25 protein-coding genes are annotated in these 24,681 nt (G+C 77.6%); 10 read left to right on the top strand and 15 right to left on the bottom strand.

The annotated features are described in order from the left end of the window. The coding region (locus WJX68_RS24765) for a CBS domain-containing protein (RefSeq protein WP_340295320.1) at positions 1-429 on the top strand (429 nt) is incomplete at its 5' end. A gap of 16 nt (positions 430-445) precedes the next feature. On the opposite strand, the gene WJX68_RS24760 is transcribed toward WJX68_RS24765, so the two are convergent. After that, complete coding sequence (locus tag WJX68_RS24760) at positions 446-898, bottom strand: hypothetical protein (RefSeq protein WP_340295318.1); 453 nt, start codon at positions 896-898, stop codon at positions 446-448. Positions 899-1,200: 302 nt separating this feature from the next. On the opposite strand from WJX68_RS24760, the gene WJX68_RS24755 reads away from it, so the two are divergent. Then, entirely contained in the window at positions 1,201-1,608 is a 408-nt protein-coding gene (locus WJX68_RS24755) for an STAS domain-containing protein (protein WP_340295316.1), read from the top strand. Positions 1,609-1,721: 113 nt separating this feature from the next. Here WJX68_RS24755 and WJX68_RS24750 read toward each other — a convergent pair whose 3' ends face one another. The 11 genes from WJX68_RS24750 to WJX68_RS24700 all read right to left on the bottom strand — a co-directional run bounded on the left by WJX68_RS24750 (position 1,722) and on the right by WJX68_RS24700 (position 13,271). Further along, positions 1,722-2,306 (bottom strand): C40 family peptidase, encoded by a 585-nt coding sequence (locus WJX68_RS24750; protein ID WP_340295314.1) that lies wholly within the window; start codon positions 2,304-2,306, stop codon positions 1,722-1,724. A 141-nt stretch (positions 2,307-2,447) separates the two neighbouring features. Further along, positions 2,448-3,077, bottom strand: a complete 630-nt coding sequence (locus WJX68_RS24745; protein WP_340295312.1) for a hypothetical protein — start codon at positions 3,075-3,077, stop codon at positions 2,448-2,450. A gap of 124 nt (positions 3,078-3,201) precedes the next feature. Beyond that, positions 3,202-3,570 (bottom strand): hypothetical protein, encoded by a 369-nt coding sequence (locus WJX68_RS24740; RefSeq protein ID WP_340295310.1) that lies wholly within the window; start codon positions 3,568-3,570, stop codon positions 3,202-3,204. A gap of 87 nt (positions 3,571-3,657) precedes the next feature. Then, positions 3,658-4,953, bottom strand: coding sequence for a sensor histidine kinase (locus tag WJX68_RS24735; RefSeq protein WP_340295308.1), 1,296 nt, complete (start codon positions 4,951-4,953; stop codon positions 3,658-3,660). After that, positions 4,950-5,663 carry a response regulator transcription factor gene (locus tag WJX68_RS24730; protein WP_340295306.1) on the bottom strand — a complete coding sequence of 238 codons (714 nt, stop codon included), beginning with the start codon at positions 5,661-5,663 and terminating at the stop codon, positions 4,950-4,952. The genes WJX68_RS24735 and WJX68_RS24730 overlap by 4 nt, the downstream gene beginning before the upstream one ends. Positions 5,664-5,691: 28 nt before the next feature. Continuing rightward, complete coding sequence (locus WJX68_RS24725) at positions 5,692-7,221, bottom strand: APC family permease (RefSeq protein ID WP_340295304.1); 1,530 nt, start codon at positions 7,219-7,221, stop codon at positions 5,692-5,694. Between the two features lie 147 nt (positions 7,222-7,368). Then, positions 7,369-7,785 carry a hypothetical protein gene (locus WJX68_RS24720; protein WP_340295302.1) on the bottom strand — a complete coding sequence of 139 codons (417 nt, stop codon included), beginning with the start codon at positions 7,783-7,785 and terminating at the stop codon, positions 7,369-7,371. A gap of 121 nt (positions 7,786-7,906) precedes the next feature. Then, the gene (locus WJX68_RS24715) at positions 7,907-10,717 is read right to left on the bottom strand and encodes an FAD-binding and (Fe-S)-binding domain-containing protein (RefSeq protein ID WP_340295300.1); all 2,811 of its coding nucleotides are present in this window, start codon (positions 10,715-10,717) and stop codon (positions 7,907-7,909) included. A gap of 49 nt (positions 10,718-10,766) precedes the next feature. Continuing rightward, the gene (locus WJX68_RS24710; RefSeq protein WP_340295298.1) at positions 10,767-11,573 is read right to left on the bottom strand and encodes an enoyl-CoA hydratase/isomerase family protein; all 807 of its coding nucleotides are present in this window, start codon (positions 11,571-11,573) and stop codon (positions 10,767-10,769) included. A gap of 50 nt (positions 11,574-11,623) precedes the next feature. Then, positions 11,624-12,361 carry an SDR family NAD(P)-dependent oxidoreductase gene (locus WJX68_RS24705; RefSeq protein ID WP_340295324.1) on the bottom strand — a complete coding sequence of 246 codons (738 nt, stop codon included), beginning with the start codon at positions 12,359-12,361 and terminating at the stop codon, positions 11,624-11,626. 136 nt (positions 12,362-12,497) lie between these two features. Further along, positions 12,498-13,271 (bottom strand): tetratricopeptide repeat protein, encoded by a 774-nt coding sequence (locus WJX68_RS24700; protein ID WP_340295296.1) that lies wholly within the window; start codon positions 13,269-13,271, stop codon positions 12,498-12,500. Positions 13,272-13,631: 360 nt separating this feature from the next. Here WJX68_RS24700 and WJX68_RS24695 point away from each other — a divergent pair, with 360 nt between their 5' ends. Next, positions 13,632-14,999, top strand: coding sequence for a hypothetical protein (locus tag WJX68_RS24695; protein ID WP_340295294.1), 1,368 nt, complete (start codon positions 13,632-13,634; stop codon positions 14,997-14,999). 29 nt (positions 15,000-15,028) lie between these two features. On the opposite strand, the gene WJX68_RS24690 is transcribed toward WJX68_RS24695, so the two are convergent. Further along, positions 15,029-15,511, bottom strand: a complete 483-nt coding sequence (locus WJX68_RS24690; protein ID WP_340295292.1) for a DinB family protein — start codon at positions 15,509-15,511, stop codon at positions 15,029-15,031. A 179-nt stretch (positions 15,512-15,690) separates the two neighbouring features. Between WJX68_RS24690 and WJX68_RS24685 the strand changes: the two genes are divergently transcribed. Both WJX68_RS24685 and WJX68_RS24680 read left to right on the top strand, forming a co-directional pair. Then, on the top strand, positions 15,691-16,995 hold the full coding sequence (locus WJX68_RS24685; RefSeq protein ID WP_340295290.1) for a sensor histidine kinase: 1,305 nt from the start codon (positions 15,691-15,693) through the stop codon (positions 16,993-16,995). Further along, positions 16,992-17,669 (top strand): response regulator transcription factor, encoded by a 678-nt coding sequence (locus WJX68_RS24680; RefSeq protein ID WP_340295288.1) that lies wholly within the window; start codon positions 16,992-16,994, stop codon positions 17,667-17,669. The genes WJX68_RS24685 and WJX68_RS24680 overlap by 4 nt, the downstream gene beginning before the upstream one ends. A gap of 175 nt (positions 17,670-17,844) precedes the next feature. Here the strand turns inward: WJX68_RS24680 and WJX68_RS24675 are convergent, their stop codons facing one another. After that, positions 17,845-18,330 (bottom strand): cupin domain-containing protein, encoded by a 486-nt coding sequence (locus tag WJX68_RS24675; RefSeq protein ID WP_340295286.1) that lies wholly within the window; start codon positions 18,328-18,330, stop codon positions 17,845-17,847. Between the two features lie 159 nt (positions 18,331-18,489). Here WJX68_RS24675 and WJX68_RS24670 point away from each other — a divergent pair, with 159 nt between their 5' ends. The 3 genes from WJX68_RS24670 (at position 18,490) to WJX68_RS24660 (ending at position 20,205) form a co-directional block, all read left to right on the top strand. Next, positions 18,490-18,822 (top strand): hypothetical protein, encoded by a 333-nt coding sequence (locus tag WJX68_RS24670; RefSeq protein ID WP_340295284.1) that lies wholly within the window; start codon positions 18,490-18,492, stop codon positions 18,820-18,822. Positions 18,823-18,904: 82 nt separating this feature from the next. Continuing rightward, complete coding sequence (locus WJX68_RS24665; protein WP_340295282.1) at positions 18,905-19,558, top strand: DsbA family protein; 654 nt, start codon at positions 18,905-18,907, stop codon at positions 19,556-19,558. Beyond that, a complete protein-coding gene (locus tag WJX68_RS24660; RefSeq protein WP_422785770.1) occupies positions 19,555-20,205 on the top strand; it encodes a vitamin K epoxide reductase family protein in 651 nt (216 codons plus the stop codon). The genes WJX68_RS24665 and WJX68_RS24660 overlap by 4 nt, the downstream gene beginning before the upstream one ends. A 120-nt stretch (positions 20,206-20,325) precedes the next feature. Here WJX68_RS24660 and mgtA read toward each other — a convergent pair whose 3' ends face one another. Further along, the gene (gene mgtA, locus WJX68_RS24655) at positions 20,326-23,010 is read right to left on the bottom strand and encodes a magnesium-translocating P-type ATPase (RefSeq protein ID WP_340295280.1); all 2,685 of its coding nucleotides are present in this window, start codon (positions 23,008-23,010) and stop codon (positions 20,326-20,328) included. 86 nt (positions 23,011-23,096) lie between these two features. On the opposite strand from mgtA, the gene WJX68_RS24650 reads away from it, so the two are divergent. Beyond that, complete coding sequence (locus WJX68_RS24650; RefSeq protein ID WP_340295278.1) at positions 23,097-23,444, top strand: ArsR/SmtB family transcription factor; 348 nt, start codon at positions 23,097-23,099, stop codon at positions 23,442-23,444. 260 nt (positions 23,445-23,704) lie between these two features. Continuing rightward, positions 23,705-24,681 (top strand): LCP family protein (locus WJX68_RS24645; RefSeq protein WP_340295276.1); only part of this gene is annotated, 977 nt, incomplete at its 3' end.

Raw genomic sequence — 24,681 nt, 5'->3', positions numbered from 1 at the left:
ATGGACCGACCGCGCCAGGACGCCCCGCCGGAGACCCTCGACGACCCGCCCCGCCCGCGCGTCGCCGACGTCGCGACCGGTGGGCTCGTCGCGGTCTCCCCGGACACCCCGGTCCGGACGGCGCTGACGGTGATGCTCGCCGAGCGCGTCCACCACCTGCCCGTCCTCGACGACGACGGCCGCTGCACCGGGATGCTGTCCGAGGCCGACGTGCTGCGCGGGCTCGCCGCCCAGCACGGGCCGCTGGGGACGGCGACGCTGCGCGCGGCCGACGTCGCCGGGCCCGCCCCGGCACTGCCGCCCGGGGCGCCGCTCGCCGAGGCCGCGCGGCTGATGGCCCGCCACCGGCTCACCGCGGTCCTGGTCGTCGACGGCGGCCGCCCCTGCGGGATCGTCACCGCGGCCGACGTGGTCGCCCGCTACCGCTGAGCGGCCCCCGGACGGCTCAGACGTGCGCGGCCGGGGTCGCCGGCCGCAGCGACGCGGCGATCCCGCCGGCCCACCCCGCCCAGCCCGCGGGCCCGCCGAGCCCCACCGGCCCGGCCGGGGCGAGCCCGGGGGCGTCGACCGGGTGCGGCAGCCCGCCGGGCAGCGGGGCGACGTCGAACACCCACCACGGGCGCACGTGCAGCACCACGGCGTGACGGCGCAGGAACCGGACGGCGGCCAGGCGCGCCCACGGGCGGTCCCCGGCCCCGCCGAGCACGACCGCCCGCACCCCGGCCAGCGAGTCGACGTCGGCGGCGCGGGCCAGGCACGGGTGCAGCCCGTGCCGGGCGAGCTCGGCGCCGATCTCCTCGGCCGCCCGCCGCGTGCGGTGGTCGGCCGAGGTCAGCGCGACCAGGACCACCCGGTCCGGGGGCGGGGTGGGCGGGTCGGACAGCGGGTCGGTGCGCACGGGGCCTCCTCGTCGGTGGTACCCGCCAGGGTCCTCCCGGCGCCGCCGCGCGGGCCAGGGCCGACCGGCTCGCACCCGGACGGCCCACGGTCCTGCGTCGAGCCGGTCGTCACGACCTCGACACGGCCCGTCGCAGCCGCTACGGTGCCGGGGACCGGGTCCCGCGGCCGTGCCGCGCCCCGCCCTCTCCAGGCACCTCTCCGCCGACACCGCCGTACCGGGTCCAGACCACGGGCCCGCGGCGCCACCGGCCGTCGCCCCGCCCCTGTGCGCGGACCGGCCCTCCTCCACCGGGCGGACCCATGAACCCACCGACGCCGCTCCCGGCCCGCCGGGCCCTCACCGGGACCGATCCCGTTCCCGCGCTGGTGCACGTCGGCCGGACGCCCGCCGCCACCGTCGTCGTCAGCCTGTCCGGCGAGGTCGACCTCGCCACCGCGCCCGACGTCGAGGAGCTCGTCCTCGGCGCGGTCGACGCCGCGGCCGGGGGCCGGGTCGTCGTCGACCTCAACGGGGTGCGCTTCCTCGGCCTGCGCGGGGTCGCCACGCTGCGTGCAGCGGTCGACCACGCCCGCCGCGGTCGGGCGGTGCTCGTCGTCGTGCTGGACCCGGCGTCCCCGGCGGCCCGCGCGCTGGACCGGGTCCCGGGACACGGCCTGACCGTCGTCGCGGCCGACGTCGCCGAGCCGCCGGTGGCCGACGCGTCCTGACCGCCGCCGCCGTGGCCGGCACGCCGGCCGTGGCGCCGACGGCCGGGGAGATCCCGGTGCTGCAGGCCGGCGGGCTGCTCGGGGCGGGGGCGCCGACCGTCCTGACGGACCTGTCAGCCGGATGACGGCGGCGGGGCCGGTGGCGCGTCTAAAACCGGCTCGTCCGGGATCGCCGGGTCCGGGGTCTCCCGGACGGCCGGGTCCGCCACGGTCCGCACGCCCGCGGTGGGCCGGGTCGCGCCGAGGAAGTCGTCGCCGCGCCAGCGGTACCAGGCCGTCCGCACCGGCTGCCCGTACGCCGGGGCGTGCACCATCCGGTCCTGTCCGACGTAGAGGCCGACGTGGTGGACCTTGTCGACGGTGCCGTAGAACACCAGGTCGCCCGGTTCCGGTGCGGCCCCGGCCGGGATCCGCGCGCCGAAGCGGTACTGGTCGTGCGCCGTGCGCGGCAGCGCCACCCCGGCCCCCGCCCAGGCGTGGCGGACGAGCCCGGAGCAGTCGAAGCCGCGGGCGGGGTCGCCGCCGCCCCAGGCGTAGGGGACCCCGACCTGCCGCAGGGCCACCGACACCGCGACGGCGGCCCGCGGGTCCGGCGCGGCCGAGGCGGGCGGGGCACCGGCGAGCAGGAGCAGCAGCCCCGCCGCGACCGCCGCGAGGACGGCCCGTGCGCGGCCGCGTGTCCCGTGCCCGTCGCGCACCGCGTCCTCCTCCGGCCCCCGGACGGCCCGGCGGTGTGCCGGGGCGACCGTACGGACCGCTGCGGCCGGGCCGGAAGGACCGACCCGCGATCGGGTGAGGGCCGCGACGTCCCGCCCGGAGGGTGCGGGGACCGGCGCGGGTCAGCCGCCGAGGCCCGGCAGGCCGGGCATCGCGGGCAGGGTCGGCTGCGCCGCGAACAGGTCCAGGTACATCCCGCCGGAGACGAGCAGGCCCAGCACGCCGAGCACGAGGCCGCCCAGGGCCACCGGCCGCACCCACGCGCCGGTGCCCGGGCGCGACGCCGGGCCGAGCACCAGCACCAGGCCGACGAGCACGGCGAGCAGTGCGACGACGCCGTTCACCGTCGCCGCGACGTCCCAGGGGGCGCCATAGAAGGACTCGATGCTGTCGCCGGGGGAGCCGGTCGCGGCCTGGATCTGGCCGACGAGTTGTTCGCGCTCGCGCAGCATGTCGCCGACCGACGTGCCGGTCAGCGAGGCGAGGCCGAGCCCGGCGGCGACGACCGCGCCGGCGCCCGCGGCACCGGTGACGGGCCGCTCCGGGGCCGTGTCGGCGGTACCGGACGCCGGGGTCCGCGCGGCCTCCGGGGACTCCGGGGTGTCGGCCGTGGCGGCGGTCCCGGTGGTCGGCTCGCCCGCGGGCCCGGTGGTCGGCTCGGTGGCGGCGGCGCCGGTCCCGGTGGTGGGGGCGGAGTCGGTGGTGGCCGTGTCCGGGTCGGTGACGGTCGGGCTGGTCGATTCGGTGGCCATGGCCGCACCGTACGCGAGCCGAAGATCGTCGCTCGGGGGTCCCACCTGGGCAGATGCGACATCCCGTGCGGCCGGGCACGGAGCGGACCGCAGACACCCACCCGACCGACCGGGCGCGCCGCCGCTACGGCGCGGTCGCGGTCGGCTCCGGCCGGCCCGCGGGCGCCGGGTCCCCGACGAGGACGGCGACACCGTCGTCGAGCGCGCCCGACGCGACCCGGCGCACGGCCCCGCCGCGCAGCGCGCCGAGGACGACGGCCACCCGGTCCAGCACGGCGGCACGGGTGGCCGCGTCGACCCCGACGACGTCGACCACGATCCCGCCCAGCGCGGCATCGGCCGAGGCCGCCCACTCACCGGACCAGGCGACGACGATCGCCCGGCCCTGCGCCGGGGGCCCGGCGAGGACCGCGCGGTGGTCGAACCCCGACGCGAGCAGGATCGGGTCGGTGGACAGGGCGTCGCGGATCTGCTGGTCCGGTGTCGTCGTCATGTGCCCGTGCCTCCCGTGCCGGCGGTCGTCGACCACGTCCGCCGTCGACGGTAGGGAGGTGAACCACCGACGTCGATGAGGTGAAGGTCAGGGGGAGGTAAGCGATGGTCCCGGCCGGGCGGCCTCCAGCGGCAGCAGCAGCGTGACCACCGACGGCGACCGGCTCGCCGTGAGCCGCCCACCCTCGGCCTCCGCGAGCCGGCGGGCCAGCGCGACGCCGAGGCCCGTGCCGCCGTCGGCGCCGGACAGCTCGTCCTCGGGCACCCCCGGGCCCTCGTCGGCGACGTCCAGCGCGACCGCGTCCGGACCGGCCTCGCGGGCGGTGAGGGCGACGGCGCCGGCACCGTGCTGCAGCGCGTTGTCCAGCAGCACCCCGAGGATCTGGCGGACCGCCGCCGCGGACGCGGGCGGGTCGGGCAGCGCGCCGTCGCGCGACACCGAGAACGCGCGCCCCGCCCGTGCCAGCCGGTCGCCCCACTCGGACTCGGCCTCCTCCAGCAGCCGGGCCAGCTCGACCGGCACCGCGTCGCGGCGGCGCTCGCGGGCGAGTAGCAGCAGCTCGTCGATCGTCCGCTCCAGCCGGTCCACCGAGGCCAGCCCGTCCTCCACCGTCGCCGGTCGCAGCAGGCGCGGGTCGTCCAGCGCGGACTCCAGCCGCAGGCGCAGCCCCGCCAGCGGGGTGCGGAGCTGGTGGGAGGCCTCCGCGGAGAACGCCCGCTCCCGGGCGAGCAGGTCGTCGAGCCGCCCGGCGGTGTCGCCCAGGGCGGACCCGACCCGGTCGAGCTCGGAGATGCCGGTCGCGGCGGGGCGCACGCCGAAGTCGCCCTCACCGAGGCGGGCGGCGTCGCGCGCCATCGACTCCAGGGGCGCGGAGAGGTGCCCGGCCAGGCGCATCGCGAGCGCCCACACCGCGACCAGCACCAGCCCGGCCAGCGCGAGCATGCCCAGGTAGAGCGGTACCAGCCCGGACCACGTCGCCGACGTCGGTCGCGACGCGCGCACGACCGCGATGACGTCGTCGCCGTCGGTCACCGGGGCGACGGCGACGAGCTGCCCGGGCGGCGACGAGGACAGCCCGCGGTCCAGGACCCGGTCGACGTCCTCGTCACCGGCGGGCGGGCCGTCGCCGGTGGTCAGGTCGCCCTCCTCGTCGTAGAGGGCGACGGCGGTGTCGTCGTCGGGCCCGTCGGGCAGCCGCGCCGGCACGCGGTGGTCCACGACGTCGTCGTACACCGAGCGGGCCGCGAAGTCGGCGATGCGCTGCAGCGACTCCCGCTGCTGGGCGACGGTGTAGCGCTCCAGCCCGACGGCCAGCGGCACCCCGAACATGACCAGGGCGACGGCGACCGCGACGAGCGCGAGCCGCACGATCCGCCGTCTCACCGGACCGGCCCCGCGGGCAGCTCGAGCCGGTAGCCGTGCCCGCGCAGCGTGGTGATCACCGGGACGCTCTCGCCGCGGTGACCGGAGAGCCGCCGCCGTACCGCGGCCACGTGCACGTCGAGGGTCTTCGTCGAGCCGAACCAGTGGGCGTCCCACACGTCGGCCATGAGGACCTCACGGCTCAGCGCGGTCCCGGGGTCGGCCGCCAGCCGGGCGAGCAGGTCGAACTCGCGGGTCCGCAGCTCCAGGTCGCGGCCGGCGACGGTGGCCCGCCGCGCCCCCGTGTCCACCCGCAGCGCGCCGACCTCCAGCACGTCCTCGGCGCGGTCCCCGCCGGCGCGGCGCAGGTGGGCGCGGATGCGGGCGAGCAGCTCGGTGAGCCGCACCGGCTTGGTGAGGTAGTCGTCCGCGCCCGCCTCCAGGCCCAGCACCACGTCCATCTCCGCGGTCCGTGCGGTCAGCGCGACGACGACCGCGTCGGGCCGCAGCGTCCGCAGCCGCCGGCACACCTCGACGCCGTCGAGGTCGGGCAGCCCCAGGTCCAGCAGCACCAGCTCGAACGGCGTCCGCTCGGCGGCGGCCAGTGCCGGGCCGCCCGCCTGCGCCCAGTGCACGTCGTAGCCGTGCCCGGTCAGGCTGCCGTGCAGGACGTCGCCGATGGTGCGGTCGTCCTCCACGAGCAGGATGCGGGCGTTCACCGGTCCGATCATCCTGCACCGGGCGGCCCGTGTGCACCCGCTACGAGCCGCCGTAGGGCGGTTCCCCGGTCTCGGGCGCCAGCACCGGGGTGTCCTCGTCGAGGGTCTCGCCGCGGAAGAACGCCCGCAGCCGCACCGCGCAGGCCAGCATCAGCGGCACCCCGAGCGCGATCATGCCGACGCCGATGACGAAGACCCCGCCGACCGGTCCGAACGTCGTCTCGCCGTAGGCGGGGTCGACCATGTCGATCGCGCTCTGCACGAACGCCCACACCATGACCACGCCGCCGAGCAGCGGCACCAGCCCGCGCAGCAGCAGGTCCCGCGGTGAGCGCAGCAGGCTGCGCCGGAAGTACCAGACGCAGGCGAAGGCGGTGATGCCGTAGTAGAAGGCGACCGCGAGCCCGAGCGAGGACACGGTGTCGAGCAGCGCGTCCGCACTGACCAGCGAGAGGACCAGGTAGAACGCGACGGCGGACAGCCCCATGACGACGGTGGCGAACCCCGGCGTCGCGTAGCGCGGGTGCACCCCGCCGAAGCGGCGCGGGACCGCGCCGTACACGGCCATGGCCAGCGCGCCGCGCGCCGTCGGCAGGATCGTCGTCTGGGTCGACGACGCGGCCGACACCGCGACGGTGAGCAGCAGCACCGCGGTGAGGACGCTGCCGCCCATCGGGGCACCGAGCAGGGTCAGCACGTCCTCGGAGTGCTCGGGGTTCGCCAGCCCGATCCCGGTGTCGCCGAACCCGGCGTAGGACTGCAGCGCGACGGCGACGACCACGTAGACGGCCAGCAGGATCACCGTGGCGAGCAGCGCGGCCCGCCCCGGCGTCGTGTCCGCGCCGCGGGTCTCCTCGCCGACGGCCAGGCAGGCATCCCAGCCCCAGTACACGAAGATGCACAGGATCAGCGCCTGCGCGGCGGCCGAGCCGGAGATCCCGGTCGGGTCGAACCAGCTCCACCGCGGCAGCACCGCCTGCGGACCGGCGTCGCCGGAGAGCACCAGCCACAGCGCGCCGACGGCGAGCACGCCGAGCACCACGATCTGGAACACGATCAGCGCGTTCTGGAAGCGCTCGGACAGCACGATGCCGCGGTGGCTGACCCAGGTCATGACCAGGATGAACACCACCCCGACGGCCACCTTGACCACCGGGTCCTCCGCGGCGCCGGTCAGCCCGGCGGCGCGCAGCGTGTAGACGGCGGCGATCTCGGCGACGTTGGCCAGCACGATGATCGCCGACACCGCGACGCCCCAGCCGCCCATCCAGCCGACCCACGGCCCGAACGCCTTGGTGCCCCAGGTGAACGTCGTGCCGCAGTCGGGGACGGCGCGGTTGAGCTCGCGGTAGGCGACCGCGACGAACAGCATCGGCACGAACGCGACGAGGAACATCGCGGGCGCCTTCTCGCCGACGGCGAGCACCACGTAGCCCAGCGTCGCGGCGAGGCTGTAGGCGGGCGCCGTCGCGCCCAGCCCGATGACGGTGTTGCCCCAGAGGCCCAGTGCTCCGGTGCGGAGCCCCTTCGGGCCGGCCTCCACCAGGGGAGGCGGTGCGGCGGCGGTCAACCGCCGATCTCGGTCATCAGGTGGGTCATCGCGGCGCACATCCCGTCTCGTCTCCGGTCCGCCGGGCCGGCGGCGGCGACCAGGATGCGGCACGGACCCGGCCGACGGGAAACCGCGGTGTCGCGTCTCACGCCGGGCCGGGCGCGCTCAGAACTGGCGGTGCGGGGTGCCCCGGACGCTGAACCAGTACGCGCCCGCCTCGGCGTCGGAGATCTCGGTGCGGACCTCGGCCGCCGCCGGGGCGCCGAAGCGCCGCACGAGGGCCTTGCGGGCGGTCTTCTCGACGCGGGCGGCGAGCCGGTCGGGTACGGAGTGCCCGGCCAGGGTCAGCACCGCGACGAAGGCGTAGCGGGCCGGGCCGCGACGCGGCCAGGGGCCGGTGCCGTCGGCCAGCGAGAGCTCGACGGTCATCGGACGCTTGCGGTGCGCGTGCAGCGCCCGGGTCAGCACGGCCTCGACCGAGTGCGCCTCGACGCCGGCGGGTGCCTCGACCCGGACGACCGCCATGACGGCGCTCGTGCCGTCCCCTCGACGCCCGGTGCTGTCGGCCACGGTCACGCTCACGTCCACGGACTCCTTCCGCGCACCGCCCCCTCGGAGGTGCGTGTCACTCATTCATCCCCCGGACCGGCGTCGGCAAACAAGGTCTGAACCGACAAAGTTCCGTCAGGATCACCGGAATCCGTCATCGGGTCACCCGTTCGAGCACCTCCAGCACGTGCTCGTAGTCACGCCCGGTGGCGCGGCTCATGCCGAGCTCGCAGGTCCGGTTGCACGAGGCGTGGGCGTCGGCGTCGACCCCGGCCAGCTCCCACGCCTGCGGTGCGGTGGCCGCGGCGGTCAGCTCCGGGTGCAGCATCCCGCGGTCCCCGGCGAAGCCGCAGCAGCCCCAGGAGTCGGGGACGACGACGTCGTCGGCCACCGCGTCGGCCAGCCGCCGCAGCGGCTCGGTCAGCCCGAGCTGGGTGGCCGAGCAGGTCGGGTGCAGCACCATCCGCCCGACGCGGGCGTGCACGGTGAGCGCGGGCAGGATCCGCGCCGCGGTGAACTCGACCGCGTCGAGCACCTGCAGGTCGCGGTAGCGCTGCGGACCGGAGGCGATCATCACGCGCAGCCCCTCGGTGCACGACGACGCGTCGGACACGACCGGGACGGCCCCGGCCCGGGTGGTCCGCCACAGCGCCGGCAGGACCCGCCCGGCCATCGCGGCGGCGCCCTCGCCCAGGCCCTTGGACTTCCACGGGGTCCCGCAGCACAGCGAGGGCAGGTCGGCCGGGGCGCTCGCCCGCAGCCCGGCGCGGGCGCACAGCCGGGCGAACGCCTCGCCCGCGCCGACCCCGGCCGAGCCGAACATGGCCCCGGTGCAGGAGGAGAACAGGACGAGGTCGGCGTCGACGGAGACGAGCCCGCCCGGGATCCGGTGCCCGCCGCCGCGGGGCAGGTCGGCGCTGTAGCGCGGGACCTGCTCGGGGTCGGCGACGCGGCGCAGCGCGGCCGAGACCGGGCCGGCGCCGGGTACCGCCTTCGCGACGGTGAGGGCGAGGCCGGCGGCCCTCGTCGTGGCGCCCCAGTGCTTCGCGGCGAGCGTCCAGCCCTTCCCGGTGGCGCCGTGGTCACGCTCGGAGCGCAGCCGTCGGACCAGGTCACCGGTGTTGATCAGGACGGGGCAGGCGGTGCCGCACATGCCGTCGACGGCGCAGGTGTCGACGCCGTCGTAGGCGTAGTCGGCCTCCAGCTCGGCGGCCAGCGCGTCGTCGCCGGCGGCGCGGGCGGCGGCGATCTCGCGGCGCAGCACGATGCGCTGGCGCGGGGTGGTGGTGAGGTCGCGGCTGGGGCACACGGGCTCGCAGAACCCGCACTCCACGCAGCGGTCCACCTCGGACTCCACCGGCGGCGCGGACTTCAGGCTGTCCAGGTGCGCGGTGGGGTCGTCGTCGAGGACGACGCCGGGGGACAGCACGCCGCGGGGATCGCAGAGCCGCTTGACCTCGACCATGACCTCGTAGAGCTCGTCGCCGTACTGGCGGCGCACGAACGGCGACATCATCCGCCCGGTCCCGTGCTCGGCCTTGAGCGTGCCGCCGTGGGCGAGGACGAGGTCGACCATGTCGTCGGTGAACCGTCCGAAGCGGTCCCGCCCGCCGCCGGCGAGGTGCTCGGTCAGCATGAAGTGGACGTTGCCGTCCTTGGCGTGGCCGAAGATCACCGCGTGGTCGTAGGCGTGCTTGTCGAACAGCGCGATGAGGCCCTGGCAGGTCTCGAGCAGGTCCGGGACGGGGACGGCGACGTCCTCCAGCAGCGCGGCCGTCCCGGACGGGCGGGCCCCGGCCACCTTGGCGTAGAGCGCCTTGCGCAGCTTCCACAGCCCGGCCTTGGCGACCGGGTCCGCGGACAGCTCCCGCGGGCCGTGCAGCGCCAGCCCGGCGATCAGCCCGGACGCGGCCCCGGCCAGCTCCTCGACCTCGTCGGTGGTGTGCCCGCGGTACTCCACGAGGAACGCGGCGTGCTCCTCGACGGTCAGCGCGCGCAGGCGCGGGTCGGCGTCGGCGTCGGCCTGCCCGACCCGCAGGGACGTGGCGTCGAGCAGCTCGATCGTCGCCGCTCCGGAGTCGACCAGGCCGGGCAGCGCACGGTTCGCGGCGGCCAGGTCGTCGAACACCAGCAGGCCGGTGCGGGTGTGGGCGAGGACCGGCACGGTGCGCATGGTGATCGAGGCGAGGAAGGCCAGGGTCCCCTCCGAGCCGACCAGCAGCCGGGCCAGGATCTGCACCGGGTCGTGGTGGTCGAGGAAGGAGTTGAGCCCGTAGCCCATCGTGTTCTTCAGCGAGAACTGGCGCTCGATCTCGGTGCGCAGCGCGGTGTCGCCGCGCAGGCGGTCCCGGATGCGGGCCAGGCCCTCCCACAGCGCCGGCTCGGCCGCGCGCAGCCGGTCGTCGGCGCCGGGGGCGCCGGTGTCGAGCGTCGTGCCCGAGGGCAGGACGAGCTCGACGGAGTCCAGCAGCGCGTAGCTGTTCGCGGCGGTGCCGCAGGCCATGCCGGAGGAGTTGTTGGCGACGACCCCGCCGAGGGTGCAGGCGACCTCGCTGGCCGGGTCGGGGCCGAGCATCCGGCCGTGGCGGGCCAGGCGGGTGTTGACCGCCCGCACGGTCGCGCCGGGCCCGACGCGGACGCGCGCGCCGTCGTCGAGGATCTCGATGTCGCGGAAGTGGCGGCGGGTGTCGACGAGGATCCCGTCGGTGACGCCCTGCCCGGACAGGCTGGTGCCGCCGGAGCGGAACGTCAGCGGCACCCCGCCCGCGGCCCGGAACAGCGCCGCCACCTCGGCCGCCGACCCGGCGGTGACGACGGCGGCGGGGGTGCGGGCGAAGTGCGAGGCGTCGTGCGCCATCCGCAGCCGGTCGATCGCCCGGGTGGCGACGGCGTCGGGCCGGACGGCGGCGGCGAGCCGCTCGTGCAGGGTCGGTACGGCGACGGGGGCGTCGGCGGTGGCGCTCACGGGTGCTCCTCGCGTGGGGTGGGACGCGTGGGTCCACCCTGCCCCAGCGTCAGCCCCGTGCCGAGGGGAAGTCCGGGGGACGCTTCTCCCGCAGCGCCGCCGCGCCCTCGACGACGTCGGGTCCCATGAAGGTGAGCATCTCGTAGGCGGCGGACTGCTCGAAGGCCGGGCCCGCGCTGCGCAGCCACGAGTTCAGCGCCCGCTTGGTCAGCCGGATCGCCTGCTGGGAGCCGGTGCCGAGGGCGTGCGCGACGCGCAGCGCCTCGTCGAGGACCTGCTCGCGCGGCACCGCCTTCGCGACCATCCCGATCCGCTCGGCCTCGGCGCCGGTGAGCATCTCGCCGGTGAGCAGGTAGTAGCGGGCCTTGGCCATCCCGGCCAGCAGCGGCCAGATGATCGCGGCGTGGTCGCCCGCGGCGACGCCGAGCCTGACGTGGCCGTCGCCGATCCGGGCGTCCTCGGCGGCGATCGCGACGTCGGCCAGCAGCGCGACGACGACGCCGGCCCCGACCGCGACCCCGTTGATGGCCGAGACCACGGGCTTCTCGCAGTCGATGATGTTCCAGACGAGGTCCGACATCTCGCGCAGCATGTGCGCGACGCGCTCGTGGTCGCCCGCCATCCGCTCGACCATGCCGAGGTCGCCGCCCGCGGAGAACGCCTTCCCGGCGCCGGTGATCACCGCGACCCGGGTGGCGGCGTCGGTGGACACGTCGCGCCAGACCCGGGCGAGCTCGCCGTGGAGCACCTCGTCGGCGGCGTTGTACTTCGCCGGGTTGTCGATGGTGATCAGCAGGACGCCGTCGGCGCGGCGGTCGAAGCGGAGCTGGGCGTAGGAGCTCGGGTCGAGGGTCATCGGGTCCTTCCGGGGCGCGTCACGGATGGGGCGGCGGGTCGGGACGTGGATCAGGACATGGACAGGCCGCCGCTGACGCTGACGGTCTGCCCGGTCAGGTAGGCGGCGTCGGGTGAGGCGAGGAACGCGACCGTGGCCGCGATGTCCTCGGGCCGGGCGAGCCGGCGGAACGGGATGGCGCGCACGAGGGCGTCGCGCAGCCGGTCGTCGCCCCGGACGACGTCGGCGAACAGCGCGGTGTCGGTCGGGCCGGGGCACACGCAGTTGACGTTGACGCCGTGCCGGGCGACCTCGCGGGCGAGGGTCCTGGTGAAGGAGATGACCCCGCCCTTGGCCGCGGAGTAGACGGCCTCCCCGCTGGACCCGACCCGGCCCGCCTCGGAGGCGAGGTTGACCACGGTGCCGGAGCCGCGCTCCACCATCTCCGGGACGACGGCGTGAGCGGTGTGCAGGACCCCGAACAGGTTGATCCGCACGATCCGGTCCCAGTCGGCGGGGTCGGAGTCGAGGAACGGCCCGACCTTGTCCCAGCCCGCGTTGTTGATCAACACGTCGATGCGGCCGTGCTCGGCCCGGATCCGCCCGACGGCGTCGCGGACCGAGTCCGGGTCGGCGACGTCGAGGCGGTGCCCGGTGGCGCGGGCACCGATCGCGTCGGCGGTGGCGGCGGCGGTGTCCCCGTCGACGTCGGTCACCGCGACGGTCGCGCCCTCGGCGGCCAGCCGCTCGGCGGTCGCGCGGCCGATGCCGCGCCCGGCGCCGGTGACGAGCACCGTGCGGTCGTCCATCCTGCCCACGGACGTTCCTCCCCGGACACCGTGCCGGGTACGCCGGGCCGGTCCCGTCGTCGACCACGGCGTCGCACGGCGACCACATGACCATTCCGCGACGGCGCGGTCAATGCCGGGCGCGCGGGGCCGGGGGTCACCGGGCGGGCGGGGGCACCAGGACGGCGGGCAGGGGACCGGAGGGGCGGTCGAAGAACAGCGGGCGGGTCCGGGCACGCGGGTCCGGGACGCGCGGCAGGAGCCCGGTCTCCGGTTCGGGAGGATCCGCCGGCTCGGCAGCGGCCCCGCCGGGCGGCTCGTCGCCGGGGAGGGCAGCACGGCACTCGGCGAGCAGCTCGCGCACGTCGGCGGCCACCGCGTGCGCGGGCCCCAGCAGGCGTTCGGCGCTGTCGAGGGTGGCGGCGAGCAGGCCCGCGGCGCCGCGGACGTCGCCGGCGTCGGCGCGGGCGAGCGCGAGCGCGGCCCGTGACGCGATGGTGCACGGGTGGCCGTCGCCCAGCACCCGGGCGCGCCGGGTGACGACGTCCTCGTGGCGGCGCACGGCCTCCTCCGGCCGGCCGGTCACCCGGTGGGCCGCGGCGACGGCGTCGGCCGCGGCGAGCGAGGCGGGGTGGTCGGCACCCAGCAGCGCCTCGCGGGCGGCCAGGTTGCGCTCGGCGGCCTCCAGGCCGCGCTGCTCGTCGTAGCCGAGCAGGTGGGCGACGGCGAGGCTGCCCTCGACGACGAGGGTGTCGACGTCGCCGGGCCCGAGCTCGCGCCGCGCGGCGTCGAGGACCTGCTGCAGGCGGCGGGTCGCATCCAGCAGGGCGGGTCCGTCACCGGCGCGGCCGGCCGCGCGCACGTCGGTCGCGGCGCGGTCGTGCCGTTCCCGCAACGCCTCCCGCGCGGTGTCGCCGCCCGTCCCGGGCACGGCCTCCGTGCTCGGGCGGGGGGACGGGAACCTGCCACTCCGGGCGAACACGAAACGTGGTCTCCTCGTCGACGCGGTGCGGCGGCCGTCACCCGGACGGTCGCCGTGATCGTCACTGAACGTACCTGTCCGGATCGTTGGCGCGCGTGCTCGCGGGACATTCGAGGTGCACGACACGCCGGAGGGTCACGAATCGTGACAGCTCTCGGACGGTCGGTCGCCGCGCCCGCAGTGGTCCGGGCGCCACCGGGATCACCCGGCCGTGCGGTCCGGCGCCCCGGACGGGTGGCCGTCCGCCGTGGCGGCTGGAACCCGACCAGTGCCCTGTCGAGAATCGCGGCCGTCGCCGGAGGGGGAGACGTGTCGAGCCAGGAGCACGACCCGCAGGACACCGCCGGAGCCGCGGAGGGCTCCGGGGTCGGTGCGGGCCCGGAGCCCTCCGCGGATGCCGGGAACTCGGATGCCGGGAACGCGGACGCCGGGAACGCGGACGCCGGGAACGCGGACGCCGGGAACGCGGACGCCGGGAACGCGGACGCCGGGCCGGCGTCCGTGCCCGCCCGCCGGCACCGCCGCCCGCCGCCACCGCGCCCGCCGGTGCGGTCGTCCTCGCCGTTCCTCGGGGTGACACCCGGACCGCCACCGCAGGCGGAGGCGTTCGGGACGGGGCGGACCGCCGCCGACGGGACGGGCCCCTACCCGGTCGTCGCCACCGGGGGGTGGGCGGCGCCCGAGCCGGGCGCCGACGAGGACGCGGTCACGCCCGCCGGGGACGCCGGCGGACCGGTGTCGCCCGCGACCGGGCGGCCCCCCGGCGAGGCCGGTGACGAGGCGGCACCCGCAGACCCCGCGCCCGGCGACACGTCGGCGGGTGACGCGGCGGTCGGCGACGGACCGACGGGGGACGCGGCGGCCGGCGACGGACCGGCCGGGGCCGCGGCGGCCGGCTACGGACCGACCCGGGACACGGCGGCCGGGGACGTGACCGGCGACGACCCCGCCCCGACCCGGCACGCCCTCCCGGTGACGCCGTCGGCCCGGCCGGTCCCCCGGCTCACGGTGGCCGTGCTCGCCGGGTCCCTGCTCGCCGCGGCCGGTGCCGCCGCGGGGGCGGTCGCGCTCGTCGCGCAGCAGAGCGACGGTGCGGGCTGGCCGACCGGGACCGATCCCACCGCGGTCACCCGGGCCGACGACCCGGGCGCGCTCCCGCCCGGCTCCGGCCCCGTCCTGACCGGGCCGGGCGTGGCGGGCACGGACCGCGACGACGCCGGGCCCGCCGCGCGGGGCGGCCCCTCCCCGGCGACCGGCACCCGGTCCGGCGGCCCGGACCGCGACACCGGCCACAGCGGCGACACCGGCCACACCGGCGACCGGCCCGCCCCGGCACCCCTGCGGACCGGTGCCGCGCCCCGTCCCGCGCCGGGCCCGGTCGCGCCCCCCGGCCCCGGACCCGTCCCGGCACCGCCGGGCGCTCCGGTGACCGCGACGACGGGCGCGCAGACCACGTCCCCGGCCCCGCCGACCGACACGACGGAGCCGTCGACGCCGTCCGGCCCGCCCTCGCCGGACCCCGGCGACGGCGGCGACGGCGGCGACCGCGGCGACAGTGGTGACGGCGAGCCCACCGGCTCCCCGTCGTCGGACCCCGGGGACCCGGCCGGCCCGACGGGCGAGGACCCCGCCCCGGCCACCGCGTCCGGCGGTCCCGCCCCGGACGGCACCGGCTGAGCCCGCCCGCGACGCCGTCGCGCCGGTGCTCAGCCCGCGGCCAGCACCTGCTCGCGCAGGATGTCGGCGTGCCCGCTGTGGTGCGCCAGCTCGCGCATCACCTGCAGCAGCAGCCAGCGCACCGTGATCGGGTACCCGCGCCCGGTCACCGTGTCGTCGAGGCCGAGGGCCGCGACGGCGGCGCGGGAGTGCTCGCACACCTGCGCGTAGTGGCGCCGCACGGAGGCGACGGTGTCGTCGTCGGTCAGGGCGAAGGACTCGTCGACCGTCTCGGGCAGGCCGAGCTCGGCCCGCGTCGCGCCGGTCACGGCCAGCCCGAACCACACCGTCTCCACGAACGCGACGTGCTTGACGAGCCCGAGCAGCGTCGTCGCCGACGGCACCAGCCGGCGCCGGGCCTGCTCCTCGGTGAGCCCGTCGAGGACACCCGGCAGCAGCTCCCGGTACTGCTCGAGGAACGCCGTGAGCTGGGTGCGTTCGTCACCGACCTGGACGGCGAAGGGAGTGGTCACACGGCGACCCTAGGGCCCGGCTCCGACCACGGTCGGACGGCGGGATCGGTCCGCGCTCCGATGCCCGGGCCGTCCCGGGACGGCAGGCTCGTCGCCATGCTGGGACGGGCGGGCCGCGCGGCCGACACGATCGGGTACCGGGAATCATCGCCGGCCGTGGACGGTGCGGGGGTGCGGCGGTGAGCGGCGGTCCGGTGGCCGTCGCGCGCCGCCTGCTGACCCAGCGGTCCACCCCGGCGGAGGCGCCGACGCTCGTCGAGCGCGCGGTCGCGCTGGGGCGGCGCAACCCCGTCGTCGTCGACGCGGTGCTCGCCGCGATCCTGATCTGGGTCGCGGTCAGCTGGACGCTCGAGGGCAAGGTGCCGTCCTGGAACCGGGTCCCGGCACTGGTCATCGCGGTGCTCGCGGCGCTGCCGGTGCCGCTGCGCCGGGTGCACCCGATGCCCGCCGCCGTCGCGACGGCCGCCGTCGCGCTGGTGTGCACGTTCGCGCTGCCCGGCACCTTCGCCGCGTTCCTGCTGCCGTCGCTGGTCATGGGCTACTCGGCGGTGGCCTACGGGCCGCGCTGGGCCGGGTGGCTCGCGGTCGTGGTGCTGCTGGTGGGGGTGTACGGGCCCTTCGCGGTGGGCGGGCCCGCCAACCTGCTGCGCTCGCCCGGCATGACCCCGCTGGCGCTGGTGTCCCTGGCCGGGGCGATGGCGCTGGTGCCGCTGGTGGTGTGGCTGCTCGGCTCGCTGCGCCGCGCCGCGTACCGGCGGACCCAGGACCTCGCCGAACGCAACCGGCTGCTGGAGGAGAGCCGCCGCCAGGAGGTCCGCCTCGAGCTGCTCGCCGAGCGCTCCCGGATCTCGCGGGAGGTGCACGACGTCGTCGCCCACTCGCTGTCGGGGATCATCGCCCAGGCCGACGGCGGGCAGTTCGCCGCGCAGCGCGACCCGGCGAAGGCGGTCGAGGTCCTGTCCGGGATCGCGACGACCGGCCGCTCCGCGCTCGCCGACGTCCGCGGCCTGCTGGCGATGCTGCGCGACACCGACGGCCTCGACGGCGACACCGGCGGCGGCGACGCCGCCCGCCCGCAGCCCGGCGTCGGCGACGTCCCCGCGCTCGTCGAGCAGGTCCGCACCGGGGGGCTGCCCGCCGACCTCGCCGTCACCGGCACCCCGCGCGAGCTCCCGACCGGCCCCGGGCTGACCGTCTACCGGATCGTGCAGGAGTCGCTGACCAACGTCGTCAAGCACGCCGGGCCGGGCGTGCCCACCCGCGTCACGCTGCACTGGAGCGCCGACGAGCTGACCGTCCGGGTCCGCGACGAGGGCGCCCGCGGGCCGGTGCCCACCCCGCCGCGCGGCGGGCACGGCATCACCGGCATGCGCGAGCGCGCCGCCCTGCACGGCGGGTCGGTCGAGACCGGCCCGCACCCCGACGGCGGCTGGACGGTCCGGCTGCGCCTGCCCCTGACCCCCACCCCGCGAGGAGACCGGTGAACCCCGTACGGCTGATGCTCGTCGACGACCAGGAGCTGGTCCGCACCGGCTTCGCGATGGTGCTGGACTCCTGCGAGGACCTCGCCGTGGTCGCCCAGGCGGGCGACGGCGAGGCCGCGCTCGCCGAGCTGGGGCGCACCGCGGTCGACGTCGTGCTGATGGACGTGCGCATGCCGCGCCTGGACGGCATCGCCGCGACCCGCCGCGTCGTCGCCGAGCACCCCGGGGTGCGGGTGCTCGTGCTGACCACCTTCGACCTCGACGAGTCCGTCACCGAGGCCATCGCCGCGGGCGCCAGCGGGTTCCTGCTCAAGGACGTCTCGCCGCAGGACCTGATCGAGGCCGTCCGCACCGTGCACCGCGGGGACTCCGTGGTCGACCCGGTGTCGACGCGGCGGCTGCTGCGCGCCACCCGGCCGCTGCTGTCCGCGCCGGAGCCCGCCGCCGCCGAGCCGTCGGCGGAGGCCACGGCCGCGCTCGCGGGGCTCACCCCGCGCGAGCAGGAGGTGCTCCTGCTCGTCGGGAACGGCCGCTCCAACGCCGAGATCCAGGCCGACCTCGTCGTGTCCGAGGCGACGGTCAAGACCCACATCGGGCACCTGCTCGCCAAGACGCAGTGCCGCGACCGGGTGCAGCTCGTCGCGCTGGCGTTCCGGGCGGGGCTGGTCAGCTGAGCGGCGGGGGACCGGCCGCGGCCCGCCCGTCGCGCGCACGGTCCTCGCCGGGCGTCGGCGAGGGCACCCACCCGCACCCGGCGCGCTCCGCCGCCGAACGGACCGGCCCGGACCACGACGTCGGCGACGGGTCCGCGGTCGGCCTCGCCCTCGTGCCCGGGGCGCCGGCGACGGCTCAGAAACCCGGGTGGTCGCGCAGGTTGACCTGGTCGCAGGTGCGGGCGAACGCGTCGACCTCCGCAGGCGACGGCGGCTCGTCCCGCCCGGCGAACCCGGCCAGCCCCCGGAAGTAGCGCTCCCGCGGCGCCCCGGGCACGAACAGGATGAGGAACCGCGCGTCGCTGCCGGGCCCGGTGCGGAACGCGTGCACCCCGTGCGCCGGGACGTGCACGAGATCGCCGGGGCCGGCCTCGGTCCAGGTGTCGCCGGTCATGATCCGCAGTGCGCCGTCGAGCACGTAGAAGCTCTCGGTGAACCCCGTGTGGTAGTGCGGCAGCGCGCCGGGGGAGTCCGGCGGGATCCAGCTCTCGAACAGCCCGAACCCGCCGCCGACCGCGTCGCCCGGCGCGGCGAAGCGCGTCCAGGACCCGCTGCGCGCGGTGACGGCGCGCTCGGTGGCCGAGGCGGGGCGCCACACCGCGCCGGGCTCGGGGAAGCTCATGCACCGACCGTAGCCGCCCGACGACCGGGCGTCCCGCAGCGACGGCCGGTCCCCGGCCGCCGTCGTCGTGGGGGAGCCCCGGAGCGGCGCGGCGGCGCCGGTATCGTCGTCGGCGGCGGCCGCGAGGCCGCCGGACCGGCCCGGCGGAGGAGCGAGGTGATGGACGTGCGCGTCCTCGCCCCGCTGACGCTGCTGGTCCTGGCCCTGGTGCTCTGCGCGGGACCCCTCGTCGTCACCTCGGACACACACGCCGCCACCCCCGTGGTCGTCGTCGGCTCGGACTGCTCGCAGCACCCGCCGGTGCTGATGCACCCGGGCGACTGCGACCAGGCCCCCCGCCGCGACGACGACGCCCCCGCCCCGTCGGTGCTGCCGCTCGCCGCGGTCACCGTCCTGGCGCCCGGGCACCCCGGCGTCGCCCCGCCCGCCGCACCGGAACGGACGCTGTGCGCCCCGTCGCCGGTGGAACACCTCTGCGTGGACCGGAACTGACCCCGGCGGCCCACCCCGCCCCGCGTCCCCGCACCCGTTCCGACCCGGCCCCCGCGCCGGGCCCCGTGGAGGAAGACTCCCGATGACCCGCAACGTCACCATCTCCCTGGCCGCCGTCGGCGCGTTCGCGCTGATCGTCGCCGCGATCCTGTTCGCGACCCGGCCCGACACCCCGTCCGGCGCTGCCGCCGGCGCCGGCGGCACCACCGACACCCTCGTCACCGCCGACGCGGCGCGCCTCAACGACGCGCCGAACGCCTCGGCCACCCTCGTCGAGTTCGCCGACTTCCAGTGCCCGGCCTGCGGCCGGGTCCACCCGATCATGAACCAGCTCGTGCAGCAGTACGGCGACCGCGTGCAGTTCGTGTTCCGCAACTTCCCGCTGCCGATGCACCGCAACGCCGAGGCCGCCGCGATCGCCGGCGAGGCCGCGCGCGCCCAGGGGAAGTTCGTGCCGATGTACGACCGGCTCTTCGAGACCCAGGCCGACTGGTCCGAGTCCGCCGACGCCGCCACCGTGTTCCGCGGCTACGCCCAGGAGCTCGGCCTCGACCTCGCCGCCTACGACGCCGCCGTCGCCGACCCGGCCACCGCCGCGAAGATCGAGGCGGACACGGCCGCGGGCCAGGCCGCCGGGGTCAGCGGCACCCCGACGATCTTCGTCGACGGCGAGAAGGTCGAGCTCCGCTCGGTCCAGGACATCACCGACGCCCTCGACGCGGCGGTGACCCGGTGAGCACCCCCGCCGCGGCCCGCACCGAGGAGTTCGCCCGCGTCCCGGCCGCCGGGGGCGAGCCCGCCGTCCCCGGGCCGCTGCCGCGGTTCCTGCCCTGGCTGCTCGCCGTGGGCGGCGCGCTCGGCCTGATCGCCGCGTTCACGCTGACCGTCGAGCGCATCGAGCTGCTGCTCGACCCCGGCTACACGCCGTCGTGCAGCATCAACCCGGTGCTGTCCTGCGGGTCGGTCATGCAGACCCCGCAGGCCGCGTTCTTCGGGTTCCCGAACCCGCTGCTGGGCATCGGGGCGTTCGCCGTCGTCGTGACGACCGGTGCGGCGCTGCTGGCCGGGGCCCGCTTCCCGCGCTGGTGGTGGGCCGGGCTGACCGCGGGCGCCGCGCTCGGCGTCGTGTTCGTGCACTACCTGATCGTCCAGAGCCTGTACTCGATCGGCGCGCTGTGCCCGTACTGCATGGTCGTCTGGGCGGTCACGATCCCGATCTTCTGGTACACGCTGCTCGCGACGCTCGACCGCTTCGGCGGCGGCGCCCGCGCGGTCGCCGCGCGCGTCTCCGGCTACCACGCGGTGCCGGTCGTGCTGTGGTTCCTGCTGGTCGCCGGCCTGGCCCTGCAGCGCTTCTGGACCTACTGGTCCTCGCTGCTCTGACCCGGCGGGCGGCCCGGCCGCCCCGACGGCGCCGGGGACCCGTCCCGGGCGCCGTCGGGCCCGGCGGCGCCGAGCGCAGGACGCGGCCGGACCGGCCCACCGAGCGGCCGGGTCCGGCCACTACTCCGCCGGGATGTCCGCGGCGCGGATCCCCAGCACGTGACGCAGGTACAGCGGCCGCACCGCGGCCGCACACAGCAGGAACGGCAGCACGACGGCGGCCAGCAGCGGCCACACCGAGGCCGGCGGGGCCGCCATCCCGAACAGCGGGCCGAGCGGGGTGAACGGCACCGTGAGCCCCGCGGCGACGACGGCGGACACCGTCGCCACCACCGGGCGCGCCGCGCGACCGGCGCGCGAGCGCAGCAGGAGCAGCAGCAGGACCTGCGACAGCACGCCCTCCATGAACCAGACGGCCTGGAACACCGCCTGCTCCTGCGGGGTGTCCAGGCCGAGGAAGCGCCAGACCGCCCAGAAGGTGACCAGGTCGAAGGCCGAGGCCAGCGGCCCGAACAGGGCCATGAACCGCAGCATCCCGCGGGTGTCCCAGCGCCGCGGCCGGGCGGTCCAGCCGGGCTCGACGCGGTCGAACGACAGCGACAGCGCGGCCACACCGAAGAGCACGCCCTGCAGCAGCAGCTGCGCGGGCAGCAGCGGCAGGAACGGCAGCACCGCCGACGCGGCCAGCACCGACAGCGCGTTGCCGACGTTGAGCGCCGCGGTCACCGTCAGGTAGCGGGTGGCGCGCCCGAGGGTGCGCCTGCCCTCCTCGACCGCGGACACCACGACGTCGGGGCTGCGGTCGGTCAGCACGATGTCGGCCGCCGCGCGCGCGGCCGGGACGGCCCCGTCGACCCCGATCCCGACGTCGGCGATCCGCAGCGCGCCGACGTCGTTGAGGCCGTCGCCGAGGAAGCCGACGGTGTGCCCGCGGGCCTGCAGGGCGGCGACGACCCGCTCCTTCTGCAGCGGCCCGAGCCGGGTGAACAGGGTGGTCCGCTCCACCGTGCGGGCCAGGGCGGCGTCGTCGAGCGCGTCGAGGGCGGCGCCGTCGAGCACCCCGGTGACCGCGATGCCGGCCCGCGCGCACACCTGCTCCGCGACGGCGGTGTCGTCGCCGGTCAGGACGGTCACCGCGACGCCCTGTCCGGCGAAGCGGGCGACCGCCCGCGCCGCGGACTCCCGCACCGGGTCCACCATGCCGACGAGGCCGAGCAGCAGCAGGTCCCGCTCCGGGTCGTCGTCGTCCCCGGGGCCGAGCGGGCGCAGCGCGGGCGTGCGGCGGGTGGCGACGGCGACGACCCGCATCCCGGTCGCCCGGTGCCCGGCGACGGCGTCGGCGGCCGCGGCGCGCAGGGACGCGGTCAGCTCCACGGTGCCGCCCGCGCGCACCACGCGGGTGCAGCGGGGGAGCACGGTGTCCGGGTCGCCGCGCACGATCACCAGCTCGCCCGCGGTGTGGGCGTCGCGCAGCACCACCGCGCAGCGGCGCCGCACGTGGTCGAGCGGCAGCTCGTCGACCTTGGTGAGCAGGCCGTGGGCGAGCACCGCGGAGCCGTCCCGGTCGGCGGCGGCCAGCGCGTCGTCCAGGCCGTCGCGCGGGGTGCCCTGGAACCGCACCGCGACGGCGGCCGCGGCGGCCGGGGCGGGGTCGGGGCGGCCGTCGACGTCGACGGAGTGGGTGAACACCACCCGGTCCTCGGTGAGGGTGCCGGTCTTGTCCAGGCAGGCCACGTCGATCGCGCCGAGGTCGTGGATGGCCTCGGGCCGGGCGACCAGCACCCCGGACCCGCGCAGCCGGGTCGTGGCGCGCCACAGCGTCGTCCCGACGACCAGTGGCAGCAGCTCCGGGGCCAGCCCCACCGTGACGACGACGGCGAACAGCAGCGCCTGGCGCGCGTCGCCGGACACCGCCGCGTTGACGGCGAGCACCAGCGGCGCCGCGACGAGCATGCAGCGCACCAGGGCGCGGCGCACCGAGCGCAGGCCCCGGTCCACCTCCGACTCCGGGCGCGGGCGCCGGCCGCGTCCGGCGAGCTCCTCGGTGTGGGTGCGCGCGCCGGTGGCCAGCACGACCGCGGTCGCGCTGCCCCGGACCACGGTGCTGCCCGCGAACAGCAGCGCGGGCAGCGCGGTGAGCGGGCCGTCGCCGGCGGTGGTCCGGGACGGGGGCGCCTTCGGCACCGGCAGCAGCTCCCCGGACAGCGCGGACTGGTCGACGAGCAGGTCCTCGGCCCGCAGCAGCCGCGCGTCGGCCGGGACCGGGTCGCCCGCGGCGAGCAGGACGACGTCGCCGGGCACCAGGTCCTGCGGCGGCACCTCGCTCTCCCGCGGCGGCGAGCCGGGCGCCGCGCGCCGCCGCACGGTGACGGTGGTGGCGGCGTGCGCGCGCAGCAGCCGGGTGCGACGGTCGGTGCGCACGGCGTGCCAGAGCCGCAGCCCGACCCCGAGACCGGCGACGACGAGCACCAGCGCCGCGCTCCCCGGGCTCCCCGCGACGGCCAGCAGCACGCCCAGCACGGTCATCAGCCCGGCGAACGGGCCGGCCAGGGCGCGGCGGACCCACGCCGCGGGCCCCGCCGGGCGCGCGGGGTCGGCGGCGGCGTTCTCGCCGTGGCGGTGCAGGCGACGGGCCGCGTCGTCCTCGGTGAGGCCGCGCCGCGACGTCTCCAGGCCCCGCAGCAGCGCGAACGCGTCCGCCGCGGCCCACCGGCGCAGGCCGGCCGGGCCGGGGCCCGCGGGCGGGGCGACCGGCGCGGGCGGAGGGGGGACGGCGGCGCCGTCCCGCCCGGTCGTCCGGCCCACGTGCGCCCCTCCGGTCCCCGGCGCCGCGGCCGGCGCCGCCCGGTACGGTAACAGTTGCGTAAGTGACGCAACTGTCTGGAGGTCCGGTGGACACCGCCCCCGGGGGCCCGCAGCCCCTCGACCCCGAGCTGCTGGCCGACTCCGCGGCCGCGTTCGGGATGCTCGCCGCGACCTCGCGGCTGCAGATCGTCTGGCTGCTGGCCGCCGGCCCGTGCGACGTCGGCACCCTCGCCACCGCACTGGGCCAGCCGGTCGCCGCGGTCAGCCAGCACCTCGCGAAGCTCAAGCTCGCCGGACTCGTCCGGGCCCAGCGCGACGGCCGCCACCAGATCTACGCCATCGCCGACGCCGGGGTCGTCGAGGTGGTCCGCACCGTCGTCGCCGCCCAGGAGCGCCGCCGCCCGGGAGCCGGGCGGGAGCGGGGGAGCGCGTGACCCCGCCCGGTGCCCGGGGCCGCCGGGAGCCGCCACCGCGGTCCGCACGGCCGCCGCGCAGCGCCGCGACCGGCCCCCGGCCCGCGCAGGCGGCCACTCCTGGTGCCCGTCGTGCCGGCCCGGTGGCTCCCGGTCCCCGTCGGTCCCACCCGGCGGACGCCGGGGCCCCGCGTGCACACCCGGCGGGCCCCGGGACCCGGCGTGCGCGCCCGGCGGGCCCCGGCGACACCGGTTCCCGGCCCACCGTCCCGATGCGGCCGGTGGCCGAGCCCTGGCCGCGGGCCGGGCGAGGGGGGCCGCGCCGCCGTCGTGGACGCACCCTGCTCGCGGCGCTGTCGGCCTCGGTCCTGCTCGCCACCGGCGCGGGCTGGCTCCTGGCCGGACACGACGGCGGGTTCACCACCGCCGACGTCACCGGCCCGCACGTCGCCGACGGCGCCACCGACATCCTGCTGGTCGGCAGCGACTCGCGGGTCGACGCCCGCGGCAACCCGCTGCCCCGCGAGGTCCTCGACGCCCTCGACGCCGGCTCGTCCGACGGCGAGAACAACACCGACACCCTCATGCTCGTCCGGATCCCGGACGACCCCGCGCTCGGCGCGTCCGCGGTGTCGATCCCGCGCGACTCCTGGGTGGACGTGCCCGGGTTCGGCACGCACAAGATCAACTCGGCGCTGGCGCGCGGCGCCGCCGCGGCCCGGCCCGGCCTGGTGCGCGACGGGCTCACCGGCGCCGAGCTGGAGCGCGCGGCGAACGCCGCGGGCAGCCGGCTGCTGGTGCACACCGTCGAGGAGCTCACCGGCGCCTCGATCGACCACTACGCCCAGGTCAACCTGGCCGGGTTCGCCGACATCACCCGCGCCCTCGGCGGCGTCCCGGTCTGCCTGCGCGCCCCCGTGCACGACAGCTACTCCGGCGCCGACTTCGCCGCCGGCCCGCAGACGGTGCAGGGCGCGCGGGCGCTGCAGTTCGTCCGCCAGCGCCACGGCCTGCCCGAGGGCGACCTCGACCGGGTCCGGCGCCAGCAGGCGTTCCTGGCCGGCCTGACCCACCGGCTGCTGTCGGCGGGCACCCTCGCCGACCCGGGCGCCGTCGCCGACCTGATGCAGGCGGTCAACGGCGCGGTCGTGCTCGACCAGGGCTGGGACCTCACCTCGATGCTCGCCCACGCCGCGCAGCTGCGCGGCGACCGGGTCACCTTCCGCACCGTCCCGACCGGCCGCACCGACTACCGGAC

It is taken from the genome of Pseudonocardia spirodelae (genome assembly GCF_037727765.1).
GTDB classification, from domain to species: Bacteria; Actinomycetota; Actinomycetes; order Mycobacteriales; family Pseudonocardiaceae; genus Pseudonocardia; species Pseudonocardia spirodelae.
The sequence above is the reverse complement of the archived record's forward strand: the minus strand, read 5'-3'. Positions and strand labels throughout refer to the sequence as shown.

Coding starts and splice junctions, on each gene's coding strand:
- WJX68_RS24755 (WP_340295316.1), top strand. CDS start 1,201: ATGAACCCACCGACGCCGCTCCCGGCCCGCCGGGCCCTCACCGGGACC.
- WJX68_RS24745 (WP_340295312.1), bottom strand. CDS start 3,077: ATGGCCACCGAATCGACCAGCCCGACCGTCACCGACCCGGACACGGCC.
- WJX68_RS24740 (WP_340295310.1), bottom strand. CDS start 3,570: ATGACGACGACACCGGACCAGCAGATCCGCGACGCCCTGTCCACCGAC.
- WJX68_RS24730 (WP_340295306.1), bottom strand. CDS start 5,663: ATGATCGGACCGGTGAACGCCCGCATCCTGCTCGTGGAGGACGACCGC.
- WJX68_RS24710 (WP_340295298.1), bottom strand. CDS start 11,573: ATGACCCTCGACCCGAGCTCCTACGCCCAGCTCCGCTTCGACCGCCGC.
- WJX68_RS24705 (WP_340295324.1), bottom strand. CDS start 12,361: ATGGACGACCGCACGGTGCTCGTCACCGGCGCCGGGCGCGGCATCGGC.
- WJX68_RS24675 (WP_340295286.1), bottom strand. CDS start 18,330: ATGAGCTTCCCCGAGCCCGGCGCGGTGTGGCGCCCCGCCTCGGCCACC.
- WJX68_RS24670 (WP_340295284.1), top strand. CDS start 18,490: ATGGACGTGCGCGTCCTCGCCCCGCTGACGCTGCTGGTCCTGGCCCTG.
- WJX68_RS24665 (WP_340295282.1), top strand. CDS start 18,905: ATGACCCGCAACGTCACCATCTCCCTGGCCGCCGTCGGCGCGTTCGCG.